The organism is Primorskyibacter flagellatus, from assembly GCF_900176485.1.
Taxonomy (GTDB): Bacteria; Pseudomonadota; Alphaproteobacteria; order Rhodobacterales; family Rhodobacteraceae; genus Primorskyibacter; species Primorskyibacter flagellatus.
On the sequence record NZ_FWYD01000029.1, the window covers coordinates 19427 to 37306 of the forward strand.

Here is a 17880-nt window from a genome sequence, read left to right on the forward strand (position 1 = left end):
CTCCCGATCCCGTCTCACGACTATTGCGCCAAACTTCTCATTGCCCTCTTACGCTCCGACGCCCTCGCGACCTACAGCGGGCTTATGCCGCCGCGGCCGGAGACTGGTAGACGCCACCCCGAGCCATCAAGGCCCAGACGATCCGCGCCATTTTGTTTTGCCAGCGCAACGCGCACCAGCATCGGTGGCTTGCGCGACAGCATTCCGGCCAGCCAGGTGCCCGGTCGGGCTTCGGCATGGATGTGGCGTTTAATGATGACGCTGTTCGCGCCGATGATCAGCAATCGCCTGAGAGACCGCTCGCCCATTTTCGTCGTCGCCCCGAGCCGCTGTTTGCCGCCCGTCGAATGCTGCCGTGGCACCAGACCCAGCCAGGCAGCAAAATCCCGAGCCTTGCGGAAACTGTCAGGTGGTGGCGCAAGGGTCGCTATGGCCGTGGCAATCAGAGGGCCGATGCCCGGCACCGTCATCAGGCGTCGGGCCACGTCGTTCTCCTTGGCGCGACGGGTGATCTCGGTATCGAGCTTGCCGATCTCTGTCTCCAACTGCCCCAGTGTCTCGACCAGAACCTTGAGGGTCGGAATGGCGTCGGCAGGCAGGTCGCATTCTGGATCTTCGATAATTGCAATCAGCTTGGTTGCGTTGGCCGCCCCTTGCGGCACAACCTGTCCGAACTCGCTCAAATGCCCTCGAAGAGCATTGATGGCCTGGGTCCGCTGCCGGATCAGAAGTTCGCGCACGCGAAACACCATCGCCGCGCCCTGCGTCTCTTCGCTCTTCACAGGCACGAACCGCATCGTCGGACGCAGCGCTGCCTCGCAGATCGCCTCGGCATCGGCCGCATCGTTTTTCTGACGTTTCACAAAGGGTTTGACGTAAGCTGGCGGGATCAGTCGCACCTCATGACCCAGCTTGCCGATCTCACGGCCCCAGAAATGGGCGCCACCACAGGCTTCCATCGCAACGACGCAGCTTGGTAGCCGCCCGAAAAACTCAAGGACCTGTTCCCGTCGCAGCTTCTTGCGAAGCACTGCCCGACCTGAAGCATCGGCCCCGTGCGCTTGGAACACATTCTTCGCCAGGTCGAGCCCGACCGTGATAATCTCCGACATGACCGTCCTCCTTTGTGGATCATCGTAGACCCACCTTGGCACATTGATGCCGTCGGGGGGTGGTCACATCATCAAAGCCCATAAATTGGGCACGCTGCAGAACTTTCATCAAAACTTTACCAGCGTGTAATCGAGCTGTCATCAATTTTCACCATTGATTTCCCAAAGCTGCACAGCTGTGCGGTCAGAGAGTGGGAACAGTCGTGAACCAAATTCAAACAAACAATATAGCAAAGAGTTATGGCCAGACTGAGGTCTTGCGCCAGATTTCACTGTCGATCAATTCCGGTGAATTTGTGGCGGTTCTTGGGCCCTCAGGATGCGGAAAAACGACCTTATTACGCTGTCTTGCGGGTTTTGAACGGTTGGATTCCGGGAAAATAGACATTGGGGGCCAGACAGTTTCTGGCCCGAAGCGACATCTGCTGCCCGAAAATCGTGGCATTGGCGTGGTGTTTCAAAACTATGCACTCTGGCCACACATGAGCGTGACACAGAATGTCGCTTACGGGCTGAAAATTTCAGGAGTTCCCAAAAAGGAACGCAAAGCCCGTGTCGCCCACGTACTGGACCTTGTTGAGCTGGGCCCGCAGGCAAATAGGCGCCCGTCGGATTTATCTGGCGGCCAGCGGCAACGCGTTGCTTTGGCACGGTGTTTGGCCATGGAAAGTCGTGTTGTTTTGCTGGATGAACCTTTGGCCAATCTGGACGTCCATCTTCGCGGGGCATTGGAAGAAGAATTTGCAGCGTTCCATGCTCGTACGGGTGCGACAATGTTCTATATCACACACGATCAGTCTGAAGCCTTAGCTCTGGCAGATCGTGTCGCGGTTATGGATCGCGGTCGAATTTTGCAATTCGATAAACCAGAGGCATTATTTCGTCGACCTTCTACCGAAACCGTCGCTGGATTCATCGGTGAAGGCCGCGTGCTTGAGGCCGAAGATATTCGCCCGCTGGGGGGCGGGTTCGCGTCTGCAATCGTACTAGGTCAGCCGGTCAAGTTGCGCTGCAACCTTGACCAAGATGCGCGTGCGCATGCCAAAATTTCGTTCCATCCCGGCGATTTGCATATGATCGCAGACGCCGCACCCGATGGCATCTGCGCCAACGTCACACGCGCAACCTACAGAGGCGCCTATCTGCGTGCCAACGTGATGGCCGGCCCATCGGGAGCCGTTCCGTTGTCAGTGGATATTGCCGCGCCTGCATCTTTGACATCCGGTCAACAGGTCAAACTTGCCCTGAATGACGGCTGGGTCATCCCGACGACACACCCAACTTGCAACCATATCTAGGACAAAAGAATAATGAAACTTTTCCCTCTTACACTTGTTGCGGTCCTCATGGCTGGCGGTGCCTATGCTGAAACAACGCTAACGCTGTACACAAGCCAAGCACCTGAACAAGCACAGGAAACCGTCGACGCGTTTGAAGCCGCCCATCCGGATATTAAAGTCGAATGGACCCGCAACGGAACATCGGCCCTGATGAACGTAATGCGCGCCGAAATCGAAGCGGGTCAAATCCAACCAGATGTTTTGCTAGTGGCTGATGTGATCAACCTTGGTGAACTGAAGGCTGGGGGTCATCTTATGACTTATCCAGACGCGCCAGTCGCGAACTATGATCCGGTGACATATGATCAGGATATGACCTTTTTCGGCACTAAGGCGATCACGACAGGTATTGCCTATAATCCAAATATTGCCGCGCCAGTCGCAACATGGGCTGAATTGCTCACCGAAGAAAATCGCGGCATGATCGCTGTGCCGTCACCGCTGTATTCTGGTGCCGCCCTGAATCACCTGCACGCACTGCTTAGTGCCGAAAATATCGGTTGGGACTTCTATGAAGGCCTGAACGATCTGGATGTCATACCAGAAGGCGGCAACGGCCCCGCGACGAAGGCTGTCGCGTCTGGCATGGCAAAATATGCAATCATAGTCGATGCCAACGCACTGCGCGCCAAAGCTGCCGGTTCGCCAATTGACTACATTGTTCCGAACGATGGCGTTTCTTTCATCACCGAACCTGCTGCAATTATGGCAACGACGGAACATGCGGAAGAAGCCAAGCAATTTATCGATTTCTTGCTCAGCGAAGCAGGACAAGAACTGGTGGCTAAACAAGGCAACTTGCCGATCTTGCCAGGTGTTGACGGCCCTGATGGGTTTCCAAATCTCACAGATATGAAGCTTCTGGGATATGATGCCGATGAGGCATTGGGAGCGAATGAAACCGTCCGCGAAAAATTCGCAGATACTTTTGGGCTCTAATAGAGTGACTGTATATAACAATATGCCGAAGCGTCTTTTCTGGACGCTTCGGCCCGAGCTGGGGCTTGGAGGCGAGCGCGCGTTGTTGCTGGCGCTCGTGCTTTTCGTTGGGGTGCTATCGATAGCACCGCTGGCACGGCTGGCGTATGCAGCACTGGTTACGAACGACGGTTTCGACCTAGATCGTATCGTCGATGTCCTTGGTGGCCGCAGGGTGCTTGAAGCAACAGTCAATACCATCTGGATTGCCGTTTCCGCGACTCTGATATCTACGGTTCTTGGCACGATCGCAGCGCTGCTGTGCAACCTGACCGACATGCGCAAGCGGTCGCTTTGGGTTTTCGGGTTTATGTTGCCGTTGATGATCCCGCCGCAGGTTATTGCGTTGGCATGGGTTCAGGCCTTTTCACCAGCCAGCCCGTTGTTGGGCATTCTTGGTTGGTCATTACCGCCGGGCATGCGTCATCCACTCTATTCTATGGGGGGTATTATCCTTTTGCTTGGCCTGTATAATGGGCCACTGGTTTTCCTATCTGTTCGGGCCAGCCTGCAACGTCTACCCGCATCCATGATCGAAGCCGCCCATGCGAATGGCGCAGGCCATCGGGCTGCAACCCTTGATATCATTTTACCCCTGATACGCAGCGGCATATTTGCTGGTGCTGCGCTGGCTTTTGTTTCCGCAATTGGGAACTTTGGAATCCAGGCAATGCTCGGCATTCCGGGGCGTGTTCCGACATTGATCACCCTGATCTACCGTCGCCTCAACTCTTACGGAACCTCGGCACTCAATGATATGGCCCTGCTGGCCCTGCTACTGGCTGTTTTGACTGTTGGTGGCATGACGCTGACGGCTTGGTTGGGTCGGCAAGGTGATCAACGTGTTGAAACGGCGCAGCGCCCACCACGCATTGCGCTGGGGCGCTGGGGTCTTCCGATCGTTGGCATCGCATGGCTGTATCATTTGATTTTTTTGATGTTGCCGCTTTCTGCCCTGTTTGGCACGGCGTTGGTTCGCGGATATGGACAGCCCGTAAACTTTGAAACCATCACATTCCAAAACTTCTCGAACGCCCTTTTCTATCATGAAGGTATTCGTGATGCTTTTTTGACCAGCCTTTGGGTGACGTTAACCACCGTGGCAGTATTGATCCCCGTCGCGGTCGCACTCGGTTATGTGTTGACTTGGCGTCAGGGGTGTATCGCGCAGTTTCTGCGAATGGCATCAGAAATGGCATACGCCTTGCCTGGGATTATTATCGGTGTGGCAATGATCCTGTTTTTCCTGCGCCCGTTACCTTTTATTGGGACCGGCTTGTATGGAACTGTTTGGGTCATTCTAGCCGCCTATATGTCAAATTTTCTGGCACTGGCGTTGCGCCCGATACTTGGTGGATATGCGCAGCTTGATCGCGGGCTGGACGAGGCTGCACAGCTTGCCGGCGCTGGAATTTTTGCACGGTTACGTGACATTGTGCTGCCGTCACTGGCACCCGCAGTTATGGCCTCGGCTATTCTTGTCTTCATGACGGCAATCAACGAAATTCAGACATCTGTTTTATTGGTGTCGTCGCGCGCGCAAACGATCGGCCCGATGATCATATTCCTTGAGGAGGCGGGATCGTCCACCTTGGCTGCTGCAGTTGGCTGCTTGATGGTTGTAATGGTGCTTGTGTTGATGAGCGGTAGTCTTCTGCTGGGGAACCGTTTGCCAGAGGGGGTTCTTCCATGGCGCGACTGACCGCGATTAGCGGCATGGGCCGCAAAAGCGCCGCTATTTTCCTACTTGAGTTGGAGGGTCGAAAACTGTTGCTCGATATGGGCAACGGTCTAGAGCTGGGAGAACATCCGGATTTGTCGGCCGTAGGTAAGGTCGACGCCGTGTTACTTAGCCACGTTCATATTGACCATGTCGGTGGGTTAGACCGATTGCATGAAATCGGTAATCCACCGGTCTATGCGAGCGCCAAAACGTTGCGGTGCCTACCTGACCACCTGAAGCCGGGTCAGTATGCAATATTGCCCGAAAATGGAAATACACAAGTCCTCGGCCTGCCTGTGGAAACGGGCCGCGCAGGACATGCGCCCGGTGGAATCTGGATGCGCTTTGACACTCCAGATGGCGGTTTTTTGTACACTGGCGATTTTAGTACAGAAGCCCGCCTCTTGGCTTGCGATCCTTTCCCGCGCGCGACAAGCGTGCTTGCCGATGCGTCTTATGGCGACCGCTCGGAAAAACTTGCTGATCAGATTGCCGCACTGGCAGTTCAAGCGGCTCAAGGCGCAATTTTACCCTGTCCGGAAAACGGGCGTGGCCCTGATATGGTTCTGGCACTTTCAGCGGCCGGACTTAATGTTCATGCCTGCGCCCGGATATCTGCCGAGACCGAAAGGTTGACAGGACATGCACCACCTGTGGTGGACGCTAAAACTGCGCGATCGGATCAGGTTATCGTCGCCAGCGGTCCCAACGCGGAAACAGGGTTGCCTGCATCTGTGGTTGGTCGCGTAAACTTTCGGTTCATTTTCTCCAGTCATGTGCCTCGAACCAGTCCAGCGCACGCGATTATCGAGAGCGGGCAAGCAACATGGATGGGCTGGAATGTCCACCCGCGCCAGTCCGACTTGGTCGCTCTGGCCCAACAGACTGGCGCACAGAGAATCCTGCCTGCATTTGTCAATCTGGACGAGGCTCCCCAACTGGTAGCCGCGCTCGGACCAAAGATTATCCGCACATTTCACACGAAGGTTTAATGATGTCTCTCGGCTATAAACAACAAAATATGTCGCCCTCAGTGCCCGCCGAAGAGGCGCAAGAAGATGCAAACCCACTGCTTATTCCCGTCGCCACCGGCATTGGTCCTGGGCTTGACGCGCTTTGGTTGGGGAATTTGACTGCCGCTGAGGACGCTTCCGCGTTGTACGAGGCCGGGATCACGGCCAGCCTTAACCTTGCAGTCAACATATTTCCATCGCCGCTTTCTTTACCGGATGGAACGCACGTTCGGCGGTATCAAATTGGTATGCTTGATGGCGTAGGAAATGCCCCTCAGACTTTGGCAGCCGCGGTCCTATTGGTTGACGGGCTTAACACCAGCTACACAAAGGGCAAACCGCATTACCCAAGCCATCGAAACGGAGGGCTGCTCGTGCATTGCCGTGGCGGGCGCTCTCGGTCGGTGACAGTGCTAGCCCTTTGGCTGCATTCGCGATTCACTTCGGAGCATCCTAGCTTGGACGCAGCACTCGCGCGTCTTAGATCTCTAAGAGGTTTAACTGAGACGTACCCGTTGCCCCCGATGATTGCTTTGGCGCGGGAGGCATTGGCGTTCATTCCGCTACAAAAATGATGGGAAAGGAGCGTCAAAAGCCCGGGGCAGCGCCCAGTGGGCGCTTTGTTTCAGCAAGTGACGTGGCTGAGCGGGCAGGTGTTTCGCGCTCGGCTGTGTCACGAACATTCACCCCCGGCAGCCAAGTTTCGAGCGCGGTTCGTTGCCGCATTATTGCGGCTGCTGAAGCACTCGGATATCGCGTCAATCGGCTGGCGCAGACACTCCATCAGGACCGATCAGATCTTGTTGGTGTGATTGGAGGGAATGTTTCGTCCCCCTATATAGCGGCCCAATTAGACGCGCTGAGTGCAGCTTTACACCAACGCAAACTGCAGTGCCTGTTGATGAACACCAGAAACAGCGACAAAGAAAGCCCGGATGAGTTGGCGCGGTTGCTTGATTATCGTGTGCGCAATGTTGTGGTGCTTTCAGGCGCGGTTCCAGATGAATTGATCCGGCTATGCGCACAGAACAGTGTGCGTATGGTTCTGATCAACCGTCCATCGCCGCCCGACGGTGCGACAGCCGACCTGATCCTTGCAGATTCGGCAAAAGGCGGCCGCTTGGCTGCCGACCGCCTGATTGCTGCAGGATGTCGTAATGTTGCTGTTGTCGTTTCTGGCTCACGCACATCTGTCAAAATAGCCAGAGCTGATGCTTTTTGCACGATAATGGCCGAGCACGGAATTCCTGTAATTCAGTGGACCAATGGTGCAAATTCCTATCAAACGGGCGTCGAAGCTGCGCGGGCTCTTTTGCCGAGGGCGGGACTAGATGGCATTTTCGGGGTGACCGATGAAATCGCGCTTGGCGTATTGAATACGGCACGCTTTGAGTTGGGTTTGTCAGTCCCCGCAGATGTATCGGTGATCGGGTTTGACGACGCGCCAATTTCGAGCTGGAAATCACATGACCTGACCACAATAAGTCAGCCGATCGATGCGCTAACACGTGCCACTATAAAGGCGATTGAATTGCCGTTAGACGCCCCGCCAGCCTGGTTCGAGATCCCTGTCGAACTTATCGAACGAGGCACAATTTCCTGATATGAGCTTCGCTGCATGGCGCATCCAGCCCACCATCGTGATCAGAGCCGGAAAACACCAGCTTCCGGCGGTCCAAGGTTGGGGAGCAGTGCATAACCCCAAGGACTCCACGTAAAGCTGGAGGAGACTTGGGTCTCAGGCCAGCCGCAATGGATGCCCGGATTCATCTTGGGTACGCCATTGCACCCTTCAATTCGTCGGGTAACAGCGCCTCTGGCCAATTCTGATAACTGACGGGCCGCAAAAAGCGTCTGATGGCCATGGTGCCAACGGATGTCGCGCCAAAATTGGTTGAGGCAGGGTATGGGCCGCCATGAACCATAGTGTCGTTAACCTCAACGCCCGTCGGAAAGCCGTTGATGAGAATGCGCCCCGCTTTGCGTTCCAACATCGGCGTCAGCCGGCGCGCGGCCTCCAGATCGGCGTCATCCATATGCAAGGTCGCTGTCAGTTGGCCTTCAAAGCCGTAGGCAAGGTGCGCCATCTCGTCAAGATCGCGCACGCGCACGATCAGGCCAAGTGGGCCGAAGACCTCCTCGCCAAGTGCAGAATCTTGGAGGTAGGCTTCGGCTGTAGTTTCATAAAGGTTCGGGCGGGCAAAACGATCTACGCTTTCTGTCACCAACAATGGTTTCACCGCATTGCGGCTGTCAAAACGGGCTTTGCCTTCACGATAGGCTTGGGCAATCCCGCTGGTCAACATGACTTGAGGTGCAGCCGAGGCCAATGTCGCATGCGCGGCCTCGCTAAACTGATCCGCATCCGGGCCGTCCATATCAACGGCAATACCGGGATTGGTGCAGAACTGCCCTGCGCCCATGGTCAGTGACCCTGCCCAGCCGGTTCCGATTTCGGCCGCCCGCGCCGCCATGGCAGCAGGCAGCAAGAACATCGGATTGATTGACCCAAGCTCGCCAAAGAAGGGGATCGGCTCGGCGCGCTGTGCGCAAAGATCAAACAGCGCCCGACCGCCTGCAAGGCTGCCGGTAAAACCAACAGCCTTGATCAATGAGTGCTGGACAAGGGCTGTCCCCACATCGCGCCGTCCCCCCTGAATAAGCGAAAACACGCCCGGATGCAGGCCACAGGATTTAACCGCAGCGTGGATCGCCTCGGCAATGATTTCGCCCGTTCCGGGATGCGCGCTGTGCCCCTTCACTACAACAGGGCAGCCCGCTGCAAGGGCCGATGCGGTATCACCACCCGCTGTTGAGAACGCTAAAGGAAAATTCGAGGCCCCAAAAACCGCAACCGGCCCGACAGGACGCTGCATCATGTACATTTCCGGGCGCGGCACCGGTTTACGATCCGGCAAAGCTGCATCATGGCGACGATCCAGATAGTCGCCTTTGCGGATATGATCCGCAAAAAGGCGCAACTGGCCAGTGGTCCGGCCCCGTTCGCCTTCAAGACGGGCGGCGGGAAGGCCGGTTTCAGACGTGCCGATTTCGGTGATCTGCGGGCCGCGCACCTCTATCTCATCCGCGATGGTTTCCAGAAATGTCGCACGGGTTTCGCGGTCCGACCAGCCATAAACAGCAAACGCCTGTTCCGCCGCCACACAGGCGCGATCCACCAGGTGGGAGTGGGCAAAACCTGGTGGTCAGGCGGCCAGTTTCCTGTGAGCGACAGTCAATCGCCCGTCAAGAACGGCAGCTCTGGTGACGGCCACGCGGTGAGCGCCTTTCGGAGACCATCGCATCCTGCGACGTTTTCCCATACGAGCGTTTCCGATATCGTCGACACAGCCTTCGGCACGGGAGGATGAAATCGGAAAACCGTTGCGGTGCCGCCAGTCGTAGTTGGTGAGTGCATCCCAGTTATTTGCCAGATAAGTGTACAGTTCGCGACATCGCGCCCAGACGCGTGCTGCAGCCGCGCGCACCATGGTGTCTTCTTTGGAGAGCCTGGAGCAATCGATCATCAGGCACTGAAGACGTGTACCAGCTGTCATGATTTTCCCATGCCACAGGCACCATCGCAATGTTTCCGATGGGCGTTTGAAGAGTTCCGGCATCCCCGGAAAATTCTCCGCCTGCAAAAGCCCTTTCACGGCATTCGCAACATGTTGAACTCGCATTGAGATATGCCACCAATCAAGGATGTGACGGACGGGCCCTCGAACGGCGCGCCGCACCAGATTTGGAAGTGCGGGTTCCCCGTCGGAAATGACGGTGACGGGGCGATGGTCATCCCATCCTAGCGCGCATAGATCCTGCCGGAGTTCATTGGCCGGAGACCGAACGGCTTGTTGCGCGAGGCCGAAGCGGCGGCTCCTATCGGGGCTCTCGATCTTCCCAACCACAAGATCGAGGTGCCGTTTCTGATATTCTGGCCGGCATCGAATGTGCGCTCCGTCCAGGAAGACGGTCAGCGGTGGCGATGGTGTCCCGTCATCCACAGCAGGGACCGATTGTTCACGATCACTAAGTTCTTTGGCAATTCTGCCCAGCCGATTGCGTACCGTGGTGTTCATCTGCTTCGCGCAAGGCAGAAACGTCTCCATGATCCGTGCGGCTTCCCGAAATGAGTGGCGCGACCCAAGTTCGGCTTGAAGGCGGCGCAATTCCGGGGTTGCTCGATCCGGGAATAAGTGTCCGAGCAGGCTATTTGGTCCACCCGAGGTAGCGTCCGGTTTGGCGGTACAGCCACAGCCGCGAATACGCGGCACTCGCACGCGAAATCGACCGAAAAGCGTGTCGAGAACCCGAGGCCGGTAATCATGAATGGCCCTCACCTTATTGCAGGCGGGGCAGCTCCGGCCTGCTTCCGATATCTCCTCGATCTGATCGAGCAGCATCGCTTCCTGCAGTTGCCGGAGCAACGTCCTGGCATCCTCAAGCAGAAGTCCGAAGCTTTCAGGCTGGGCCTGCCGAAATGGGCGTGAAAAATAGCCGAGGTGATGGGAGCGTTTCCTTCCGTTTTCGAAGGTGGTCTCAACAGTTATCCGGACATCCATGGCAGTTCTCCTCGCAAAGAACCGACCCTAGCACGACCAGACCCCCACGTTTTGCCCACTCCCGCCCGAACGGAGACACCGGCCCTCCTGGTTGATTTCAAGCTTTCGCCGAATGATGTGGTCAGACGATCTCGACCCCCGCGGTTTGAAACCCGTCGAGCTGCGCGTCGGACGCGGCTCTGTTTGTCACCAGCGTTCCGATCGTCTCCACTTCCCAGGAACGCACTTGGCTGGTGCCTCCCAGCTTGGAATGATCCGCCAGCAAGACCGCCCGACCTGCCTGCGCTGCCATTGCGGCAGAGATTTCGGCCTCTTGCAGGTCGTAGAAATATGTTCCCTTCTCGGGATGCACAGCGACCGGCGCGGAAAAACACAGGTCCACCTCGAAACGCCGGATTTCCGACAGGGTCAGCTCGCCCACCGTGGCGGGCACGTCAGCTGCGATCCGACCTCCCAGAAGAAGTACATCAATGTTTGCGGCCTGTAGCGTCGTGGCGATATCCAGCGAATTCGTTATCACCGACACGCCGGGCACTTTGGCAAGCTCTCGGGCGAAGACGGCAGTGGTCGACCCGGCATCTACCATGATCGTCTGCCCCGGCTGGATCAGGCCGACCGCTTTCTTCGCGATCTCGGACTTGGCCCGGATCTGGCTCGTCATGCGCTTTTGAAACGGGTCCTCTGTCCGCGCCTCGGGCAGAACGGCACCGCCATGCACCCGCGCCGCCTTTCCGGCCTCTTCAAGGTCAAGCAGGTCGCGCCGGACGGTTTCGCGCGACACGCCCAACATCCCGGCCAAATCGTTTGCGCTGACCTGCTGGTTGGCCGCCAGCATCGACACGATCCGCTGATGACGCTCCTTCGCCCACATCAGGTCGCCCCCTTGTTTGCGCCACGCCGTCGCAACAGCGCCAGTGTCACTTTCATAGACAGGACGGCCAGGCAGACAACCCCCATGACGCAGGTCGAGAAGGCCGCTGCCTGCGAGGTCAGCCCGGCATCGTCCAGCCGCATGATCGTCACGGCGGCCACGCTCAGGTCCGGTGTCGTCAGGAAGACGACCGCCGACAGTGTCACCATGGAGCGCATGAAGAGAAAGAAGAAGACCGACACCAGCATCGGCGCGATGAAGGGCGCAACGATGTCCCGCGCCGTGCGACCCAGCCCGGCACCAAGACTGCCGGCGGCCTCCTCCAGTGCCGAGGGCAGTTGACGGAATCCGGTCATCACCGTCAGGAAGCCCTGCGTGTGGTAGTGGTAGAAGTTGACGATCGCGATCAGCGCGGCGGTACCGTAGAGCAGGTAGAGCGGCGTCGCCGTGGAATTGAACGTCAGGATATAGGCCAGACCCAGAACCATGCCTGGTACAGCGGCCGGCATCGCGGCCAGGATCTGGATCGGTTGCGCCACTGCCTTGGGCAGGCGTCGCAGTCCCAGTCCCATCAGGAAAACCGCAACGGTCCCGCCCGAAGCGGCAGCCAGCGAGATGAAGATCGTCATCCAAAGCGATGAATACCCGCCCGCCAGCGTGATATCGTAATGCTTGGGCGACAGCGCCATGTTGTAGGGCCACAATGTGACGAAACTGGCATAGACCACGATCCCGATCACCGAAAGGATCCCGGCACAGATAAGCAATGACAGCGCCGCCATGCTGATGTCTCGCAGCGGAGCAAAGCTGGGCCGATAGGGCTCTTGCCCGGTGATTTGTCCGGCCTGCTGCCGTTTCATCGCCTGCCGCTCGATACTGTAGGAGATCACCGTGGGCAAAAGTAGCATGATGCCAACAACGGCGCCCATATTGAAGTTTCTCTGCCCCACGACCTGGCTGTAGATCTCGGTCGCCAACACCGAGTAATCGCCGCCGATTACCGCCGCATTGCCGAAATCGGTTATGGTGATGGTAAAGCAGACGAACGCTGCGTTCAGGATACCGAACCGCGCGGCGGGCAGGGTCAGGTCGCGGAACTGTCTCCACGGCGGCGCTCCCATGACCTCGGCGGCCTCGTAGGTGCGGGCGTCCAGAAGCACCAACGCTGCGCCGATGATCATTACGGCCTGTGGCAGCGCGTAGAGGGTGTTCGCGATCAACAGGCCCCAGAAACCGTAAATCTCGATTTCGACCCCAAGCATACGACTGATAACGCCGTTGCGGCCCAGCAGGAAGATCAGCCCGAGCGCCTGTACCAGCGAGGGGGCCAGCAGAGGCAGAACAATGACGCTGCGTATCAGCCACTTGCCGCGAAATGCACAGCGGTAAAGGCCATGCGCGATGATGAACCCCAGCAACACACTCAGCACCGTGGTCGCGCCCCCCATCGCCAGCGAATGCCGCGTGGCCCGCCAGAACCCGGAAGAGCCCAGCACTTCGGTGTAGTTGCCCAACCCGTAACTGTCGCCAACCGTGATCGAGCGCAGGAATACGATCACCATCGGGTAAGCGAAGAACAAGATCAGGCCCAGCAGCGGCAACCCGATGCAAGCCAGCGTCAGCAGGCGGTCGGCGTCAAATCGGGGGCGCATACGGGCACGGGATGACGTCTCGGCGAGGCTCATGCCGACACCGCCTCGGTTCCAACAGTGTCGTCAACAACCCATGTGCAGGCTTTGGGTGCGATGCTCAGCTCAACGCGGTCGCCCGTGTGATATGGACTACCGCCATGCGTTTCGACCAAAAGCGGCCCGGCGGGGCTTTCCACTTCCAGGCGCCGCAGGTTGCCCAGGAAACTGATGCTGCGGACGACAGCCCCACCGTTTTCTGAAGGGGTCACCTCGATCTGCTCGGGTCTGATACAGGCAAGATAGCTGTCTTCAGACGCGGGACGAGTCGGAACCAAGTCGGGAAAATGCCGCGCGACCGTGTCGGCAGCGAGCAGGTTACTGATCCCCATGAACTCCGCGACAAAGCGCGTAGCGGGTCGGTGGTACAGATCCTCCGGCGTGCCCGCCTGCACCACGACCCCGTGGTTCATGCAGATAATCTTGTCGGCCAGCGCCAGCGCTTCTTCCTGATCATGTGTTACCATCAGCGTTGGTATTCCCAGCGAGCGCTGCACCTGTCTGATCTCGTCGCGAAGCACCGCGCGGACCTTGGCATCGAGCGCCGATAGCGGCTCGTCGAGCAACAGGACGCGCGGATCCACGGCAATAGCCCGCGCCAGCGCGATGCGCTGTTGTTGGCCGCCCGACAGTTGCCCCGGCAGGTTATCGGCCACCTGAGGCAGTTTAACCAGCGCCAGCAACTCCTGCACCCGTGCGGCGATGTCGTCTTTTCGAACGCCCCGGATCTTCAGGCCGTAACCGATGTTCTCGGCCACCGTCATGTTCGGAAACAGCGAGTATGACTGGAACACGATCCCGAACCCCCGCTTGCGCGCCGGAAGATCCGAAAGGGTCGCGCCCTCCAGCGTGATCGTTCCTCCGTCCAAGTCGGTCAGCCCTGCGATCAGCCGCAGCAAAGTCGTCTTGCCGCATCCCGACGGGCCGAGCAAGCAGACGAACTCGCCTTTCTCGATCTCGATCGACACGCGGTCGAGCGCGGTGAAATTGCCGTAGGTCTTTGTGGCGTCGCGTACGGTCAGGTACATGTGGGGCGTGCTTTCTCATTCGTTGGGCAGGTTCGCGACCGGCCCGTCAAGTGTCGGGGCGGCCAAGGCCGCCCCAGTCTCGGGCTCAGCGCCCGAATTTTTCTTTCCACTTATCTTTTACGGCCATCTGATCCTCCGCCGCCTTGACGAAGTCAACATCCGCCAGGATCGTCGAGATTTCAGCCGGAAGGCCGGCTTTCTCGGCCGCCTCCGATGCATCGACACCCGGCACCGTGATCAGCGCCTTGTAGGTCTGGTAAAGGCCGATCACCTCGTCGGACATGGTCCAATCAAGGAAGGCTTTCGCCGCTTCCTTGTTGTCCGAGCTTGCCATCAGTCCCGACGCTTCCAACTCGTAGCCCACACCGCCCTCGGGAAAGACCATCGCCAGCGGGTAGCCTTCCTCGATCGACTGCATCGCGGTGAATGCCAGCGAAATGCCGACTGTATATTCACCCACGCGGGCAGATTTGCATGGTTTTGAACCCGAAGAGGTGTATTGCGCCATGTTGGGATCGACCGCGGCCAGCTGTGCCCAGCCGGCCTCTTCGCCCATGCTTTGCAGCACGGCGTTGACGTGCAGGTAGCCGGTGCCCGAGGAGTTTGGATCGGGCATCAGGATCTCGTCTTTGAATGCAGGGTCTTCCAGGTCGGCCCAGCTTGACGGCATCGGCAGGCCCTTTTCCTCGAGCCGTGCGGTGTTCACGCAGAAGGCGCCCATATAGCCGATTGGGGCGAACCACTTGCCGTCGCCACTGCGGAATTTCTCGGGCAGCACGTCGGAGCCAGCAGCCTCGTAGGGTTCCAGCATTTCAAGGATCTGCGGGTCCATCATCGCACTGACAGCCCAACCCCAGATCACGTCAGCCTGCGGATTCTCGGCTTCGGCCAGCAGCCGCGCACCAAGCTTGCCAGTGGACAAGCGCAGGACATTGATCTCGGTGTCCGGCATGGCGGCCTGTGCCGCTTCCACGTAGGCCGCGATTTCTTCTTCCTCGAGGGCAGTGTAGACGGTCAGTTCATCGGCCAGCGTTGGTGCGGCAAGGCAAAGCGCCGCGATCGACAGCGCGGTGGTCTGTGTCCAGGTGTTCATGGTGATCTCCTTGTTGGTTTAGTTCTGTTGGTCCGGGCCTGTATCCGGAAGATTGCGGACCCTTGCGATGGTCCGTTCTGGTTGCCCGACGCGGAATTCGAGTCTGGGGTTATTTGTGTAGTCTTGCGTTTTTGTGGCATTTGTCTACGATAAATTTTCAAAGCGCACCTTCGCGGCCCCCCGTTCCCCGCATTTGAGGAAAAATCATGCAGTCTCTCTCGACCTTTCCGGAAACAGACCGGCTCGCACAGTTCGCCCAAGGTTTGGCCGACGTTACGGACGCCATGGCGATGACCTATTTCCGCAAGCCGCTGGAAATCGAGGCAAAGGACGACGACTCGCCCGTCACGCAGGCCGACCGCGCCATCGAGGCAGAGATGCGCCGGCAGATCACGCAAGCCTTCCCGACTCACGGCATTCTGGGAGAGGAACAGGAGAGCGCGCGACTGGAGTCCCCGCACATCTGGGTCATCGATCCGATTGATGGCACCAAGAGTTTCCTGTCCGGCATGCCCACCTTCGGCACGCTGATCGCCTGCCTCTCCGATGGCACGCCGAACCTCGGGGTGATCTCGATTCCTCCCACCGGCGAACGCTGGACGGGCCAGCGCGGTCAGCGCACAACACTCAACGGCGCGCCCTGCCAGACCAGTGGGAGAACGGCTCTGGCCGATGCGATCCTCTACACGACCAGCCCGGACAATTTCGACGCGACCGGACTGGCTCAGTTCGAGACGCTATCGGAAAAGGCTGCCATGCGACGGTTCGGCGGCGATTGCTACGGCTACGGTCTTTTGGCCTCGGGCCATGTCGATCTCCTGTTCGAGATGAACTTGCACCCCTATGACTACATGGCGCTCATCCCGGTGGTCGAAGGAGCGGGAGGTGTGATCACTGACTGGGACGGCGAGCCTCTCACATTGGCATCGGACGGCAAGATTATCGCCGCAGCCAGCGCCCCCCTGCACGCAGAGGCCCTGGCCGCTCTGAGGGCCACAGCATCCTTCCGGTGACCTTCGCAAGCAGGTTGGAAAGTTGTTTGCCCAGAAGCCGCTTGCGCCAAAAGGCTGATCCAACCCATTAGCGGACATATCTACAAAGCGCATGGTCATCTCCCGACCATAGAAATCGAACGTCAGGTTCTTCCTGTAGAGTTGAAATATGACCAAACTGCAGCGAACTTCCGCTTCCCGCCCTGATTGCACACGGCACCCACGCCTCATCACTGCAGTACGTGACGTCATTGAATACGCGCCCGCAGCTTGTCGGTGATGATTTCCATGACCATGACGATGAGAAAAATCGCAATTATGATCATCGAGGCGTTGCGATACTGGAAGAGATCAAAGGCGACCTTGAGCTCCTGACCGATCCCGCCCGCGCCCACGAGCCCCAGTACAACCGAAGACCGGACCGCCTTTTCCACAGCAAAGAGCGACGAATTGATGAGGGACGGCATGATGTCCGGCAGGATCGCACCCACGAGGATCGAGCCGCGCCCGGCGCCAATCGCGGATAGCGCCTCCTGCGGTTCTTTCTCGGCGTCTTCCAGTCCCCTTCTACGCGCCACCAGAATGTCGATGCAGGATGGCGCACGACCCATGCCATAGGGTCAATCTCATCTTCGAGGTCGTCCCCAGCTGGCGAAGGAAAACCTGCGCTGACTGGTGTGCTGACAATTCGAACAGATTGGGATGGTATGTGGACGGGTTCATCAACTGGGTAAACTGGCATGGGAATCCTAACTGTTCGCTATTTGTTCTCAATCTGCGATTCACCTATCCGATGTCAAGTTCGGGTCGTTCACGTCGTGAATTTTTTGTGCATTCGCGCAATTATGCGGGACCGCATTCGGTAAGCATGGCTCGAAGCCGACGGTCTTCGCGTCCCATGCAAGAGCTCGGAGTTTAGGAACTTAACACTTCCCATGTTCGGCCACAGTAGCATCGCGTTAAACCATATTAGCAATAGTGTTAACTTGACCCCGTCGTTCCGCATTTTTGTCCATCAGCTGGGCGAGGCTTTTTCGCCCTTCGCTGCGCGGTGCAGGAAGGTCGGCTGAGCGGGACGAATCGGGCATGGCAGCATTGCATTCTTGTCGCTTGTATTCGGTTCAGCTCCACATATGTAAAAGACAGCACGGTCCTGCAAACTGGAGTATTCACCAATGAAAAAGATCGATGTAAAAAAGGACTACAACCGGACAAAGTTTCTGATTATTGCCATGGTGGCACAGATTGTCGTGGTGTGGATTGTCATGGCAATCTATCTGGCGTGGTTGAACTGACTACCAAATCGTGAACCGGGCTGTGCAAGTTGGTTTCCTTAGAACCGCGATGGCGGGAAATTGGAAAGGCGTGACACCTCGAATGGACTCTGATGATGTGACCGCCCCCCGACGGCATCTCTGTGCCAAGGTGGGTCTGCGATGATCCACAAAGGAGGACGGTCATGTCGGAGATTATCACGGTC

Annotated in this window: 12 protein-coding genes and 2 pseudogenes; 6 read left to right on the forward strand and 8 right to left on the reverse strand. The window is 57.9% G+C overall.

What is annotated here, in order from left to right; all coding sequences use genetic code 11:
- Positions 1-82: 82 nt before the first annotated feature.
- Positions 83-1112: pseudogene (locus tag B8991_RS19305) on the reverse strand (IS110 family RNA-guided transposase).
- A gap of 203 nt (positions 1113-1315) precedes the next feature.
- Between B8991_RS19305 and B8991_RS19310 the strand changes: the two are divergent.
- The 5 genes from B8991_RS19310 (at position 1316) to B8991_RS19335 (ending at position 7769) form a co-directional block, all read left to right on the forward strand.
- On the forward strand, positions 1316-2410 hold the full coding sequence (locus tag B8991_RS19310; protein ID WP_084354926.1) for an ABC transporter ATP-binding protein: 1095 nt from the start codon (positions 1316-1318) through the stop codon (positions 2408-2410).
- Between the two features lie 12 nt (positions 2411-2422).
- Positions 2423-3391: an ABC transporter substrate-binding protein gene (locus B8991_RS19315; protein ID WP_084354927.1), complete on the forward strand. Its 969-nt coding sequence runs from the start codon at positions 2423-2425 to the stop codon at positions 3389-3391.
- Between the two features lie 4 nt (positions 3392-3395).
- Positions 3396-5132: an ABC transporter permease gene (locus B8991_RS19320; RefSeq protein ID WP_235866706.1), complete on the forward strand. Its 1737-nt coding sequence runs from the start codon at positions 3396-3398 to the stop codon at positions 5130-5132.
- Positions 5120-6145: an MBL fold metallo-hydrolase gene (locus tag B8991_RS19325; RefSeq protein WP_084354928.1), complete on the forward strand. Its 1026-nt coding sequence runs from the start codon at positions 5120-5122 to the stop codon at positions 6143-6145. The genes B8991_RS19320 and B8991_RS19325 overlap by 13 nt, the downstream gene beginning before the upstream one ends.
- Positions 6146-6737: 592 nt before the next feature.
- Positions 6738-7769: a LacI family DNA-binding transcriptional regulator gene (locus B8991_RS19335; RefSeq protein ID WP_235866707.1), complete on the forward strand. Its 1032-nt coding sequence runs from the start codon at positions 6738-6740 to the stop codon at positions 7767-7769.
- A 163-nt stretch (positions 7770-7932) separates the two neighbouring features.
- On the opposite strand, the pseudogene B8991_RS19340 reads toward B8991_RS19335, so the two are convergent.
- The 6 genes and pseudogenes from B8991_RS19340 to B8991_RS19365 form a co-directional block, all read right to left on the reverse strand.
- Positions 7933-9348: pseudogene (locus tag B8991_RS19340) on the reverse strand (aldehyde dehydrogenase (NADP(+))); the annotation flags it as partial.
- 24 nt (positions 9349-9372) lie between these two features.
- Positions 9373-10728, reverse strand: coding sequence for an ISKra4 family transposase (locus tag B8991_RS19345; protein ID WP_084354931.1), 1356 nt, complete (start codon positions 10726-10728; stop codon positions 9373-9375).
- Positions 10729-10849: 121 nt separating this feature from the next.
- Positions 10850-11599 carry a DeoR/GlpR family DNA-binding transcription regulator gene (locus B8991_RS19350; protein ID WP_084354932.1) on the reverse strand — a complete coding sequence of 250 codons (750 nt, stop codon included), beginning with the start codon at positions 11597-11599 and terminating at the stop codon, positions 10850-10852.
- On the reverse strand, positions 11599-13284 hold the full coding sequence (locus tag B8991_RS19355; protein WP_084354933.1) for an ABC transporter permease subunit: 1686 nt from the start codon (positions 13282-13284) through the stop codon (positions 11599-11601). Before B8991_RS19355 ends, B8991_RS19350 begins: the two co-directional genes overlap by 1 nt.
- Entirely contained in the window at positions 13281-14315 is a 1035-nt protein-coding gene (locus B8991_RS19360) for an ABC transporter ATP-binding protein (protein WP_084354934.1), read from the reverse strand. Before B8991_RS19360 ends, B8991_RS19355 begins: the two co-directional genes overlap by 4 nt.
- 85 nt (positions 14316-14400) lie before the next feature.
- The gene (locus tag B8991_RS19365) at positions 14401-15408 is read right to left on the reverse strand and encodes an ABC transporter substrate-binding protein (RefSeq protein WP_084354935.1); all 1008 of its coding nucleotides are present in this window, start codon (positions 15406-15408) and stop codon (positions 14401-14403) included.
- Positions 15409-15614: 206 nt separating this feature from the next.
- On the opposite strand from B8991_RS19365, the gene hisN reads away from it, so the two are divergent.
- Positions 15615-16421 (forward strand): histidinol-phosphatase, encoded by an 807-nt coding sequence (gene hisN, locus B8991_RS19370; protein WP_084354936.1) that lies wholly within the window; start codon positions 15615-15617, stop codon positions 16419-16421.
- A 227-nt stretch (positions 16422-16648) separates the two neighbouring features.
- Here hisN and B8991_RS19375 read toward each other — a convergent pair whose 3' ends face one another.
- Positions 16649-17011, reverse strand: a complete 363-nt coding sequence (locus tag B8991_RS19375) for a PhnE/PtxC family ABC transporter permease (protein WP_235866708.1) — start codon at positions 17009-17011, stop codon at positions 16649-16651.
- Positions 17012-17880: the final 869 nt, after the last annotated feature.

Bases quoted from the DNA above. Each gene is read 5' to 3' on its own strand.
- B8991_RS19315 (WP_084354927.1), top strand. From the start codon at position 2,423: ATGAAACTTTTCCCTCTTACACTTGTTGCGGTCCTCATGGCTGGCGGT.
- B8991_RS19325 (WP_084354928.1), top strand. From the start codon at position 5,120: ATGGCGCGACTGACCGCGATTAGCGGCATGGGCCGCAAAAGCGCCGCT.
- B8991_RS19335 (WP_235866707.1), top strand. From the start codon at position 6,738: ATGATGGGAAAGGAGCGTCAAAAGCCCGGGGCAGCGCCCAGTGGGCGC.
- B8991_RS19345 (WP_084354931.1), bottom strand. From the start codon at position 10,728: ATGGATGTCCGGATAACTGTTGAGACCACCTTCGAAAACGGAAGGAAA.
- B8991_RS19350 (WP_084354932.1), bottom strand. From the start codon at position 11,599: ATGTGGGCGAAGGAGCGTCATCAGCGGATCGTGTCGATGCTGGCGGCC.
- B8991_RS19355 (WP_084354933.1), bottom strand. From the start codon at position 13,284: ATGAGCCTCGCCGAGACGTCATCCCGTGCCCGTATGCGCCCCCGATTT.
- B8991_RS19360 (WP_084354934.1), bottom strand. From the start codon at position 14,315: ATGTACCTGACCGTACGCGACGCCACAAAGACCTACGGCAATTTCACC.
- B8991_RS19365 (WP_084354935.1), bottom strand. From the start codon at position 15,408: ATGAACACCTGGACACAGACCACCGCGCTGTCGATCGCGGCGCTTTGC.
- hisN (WP_084354936.1), top strand. From the start codon at position 15,615: ATGCAGTCTCTCTCGACCTTTCCGGAAACAGACCGGCTCGCACAGTTC.
- B8991_RS19375 (WP_235866708.1), bottom strand. From the start codon at position 17,011: ATGGGTCGTGCGCCATCCTGCATCGACATTCTGGTGGCGCGTAGAAGG.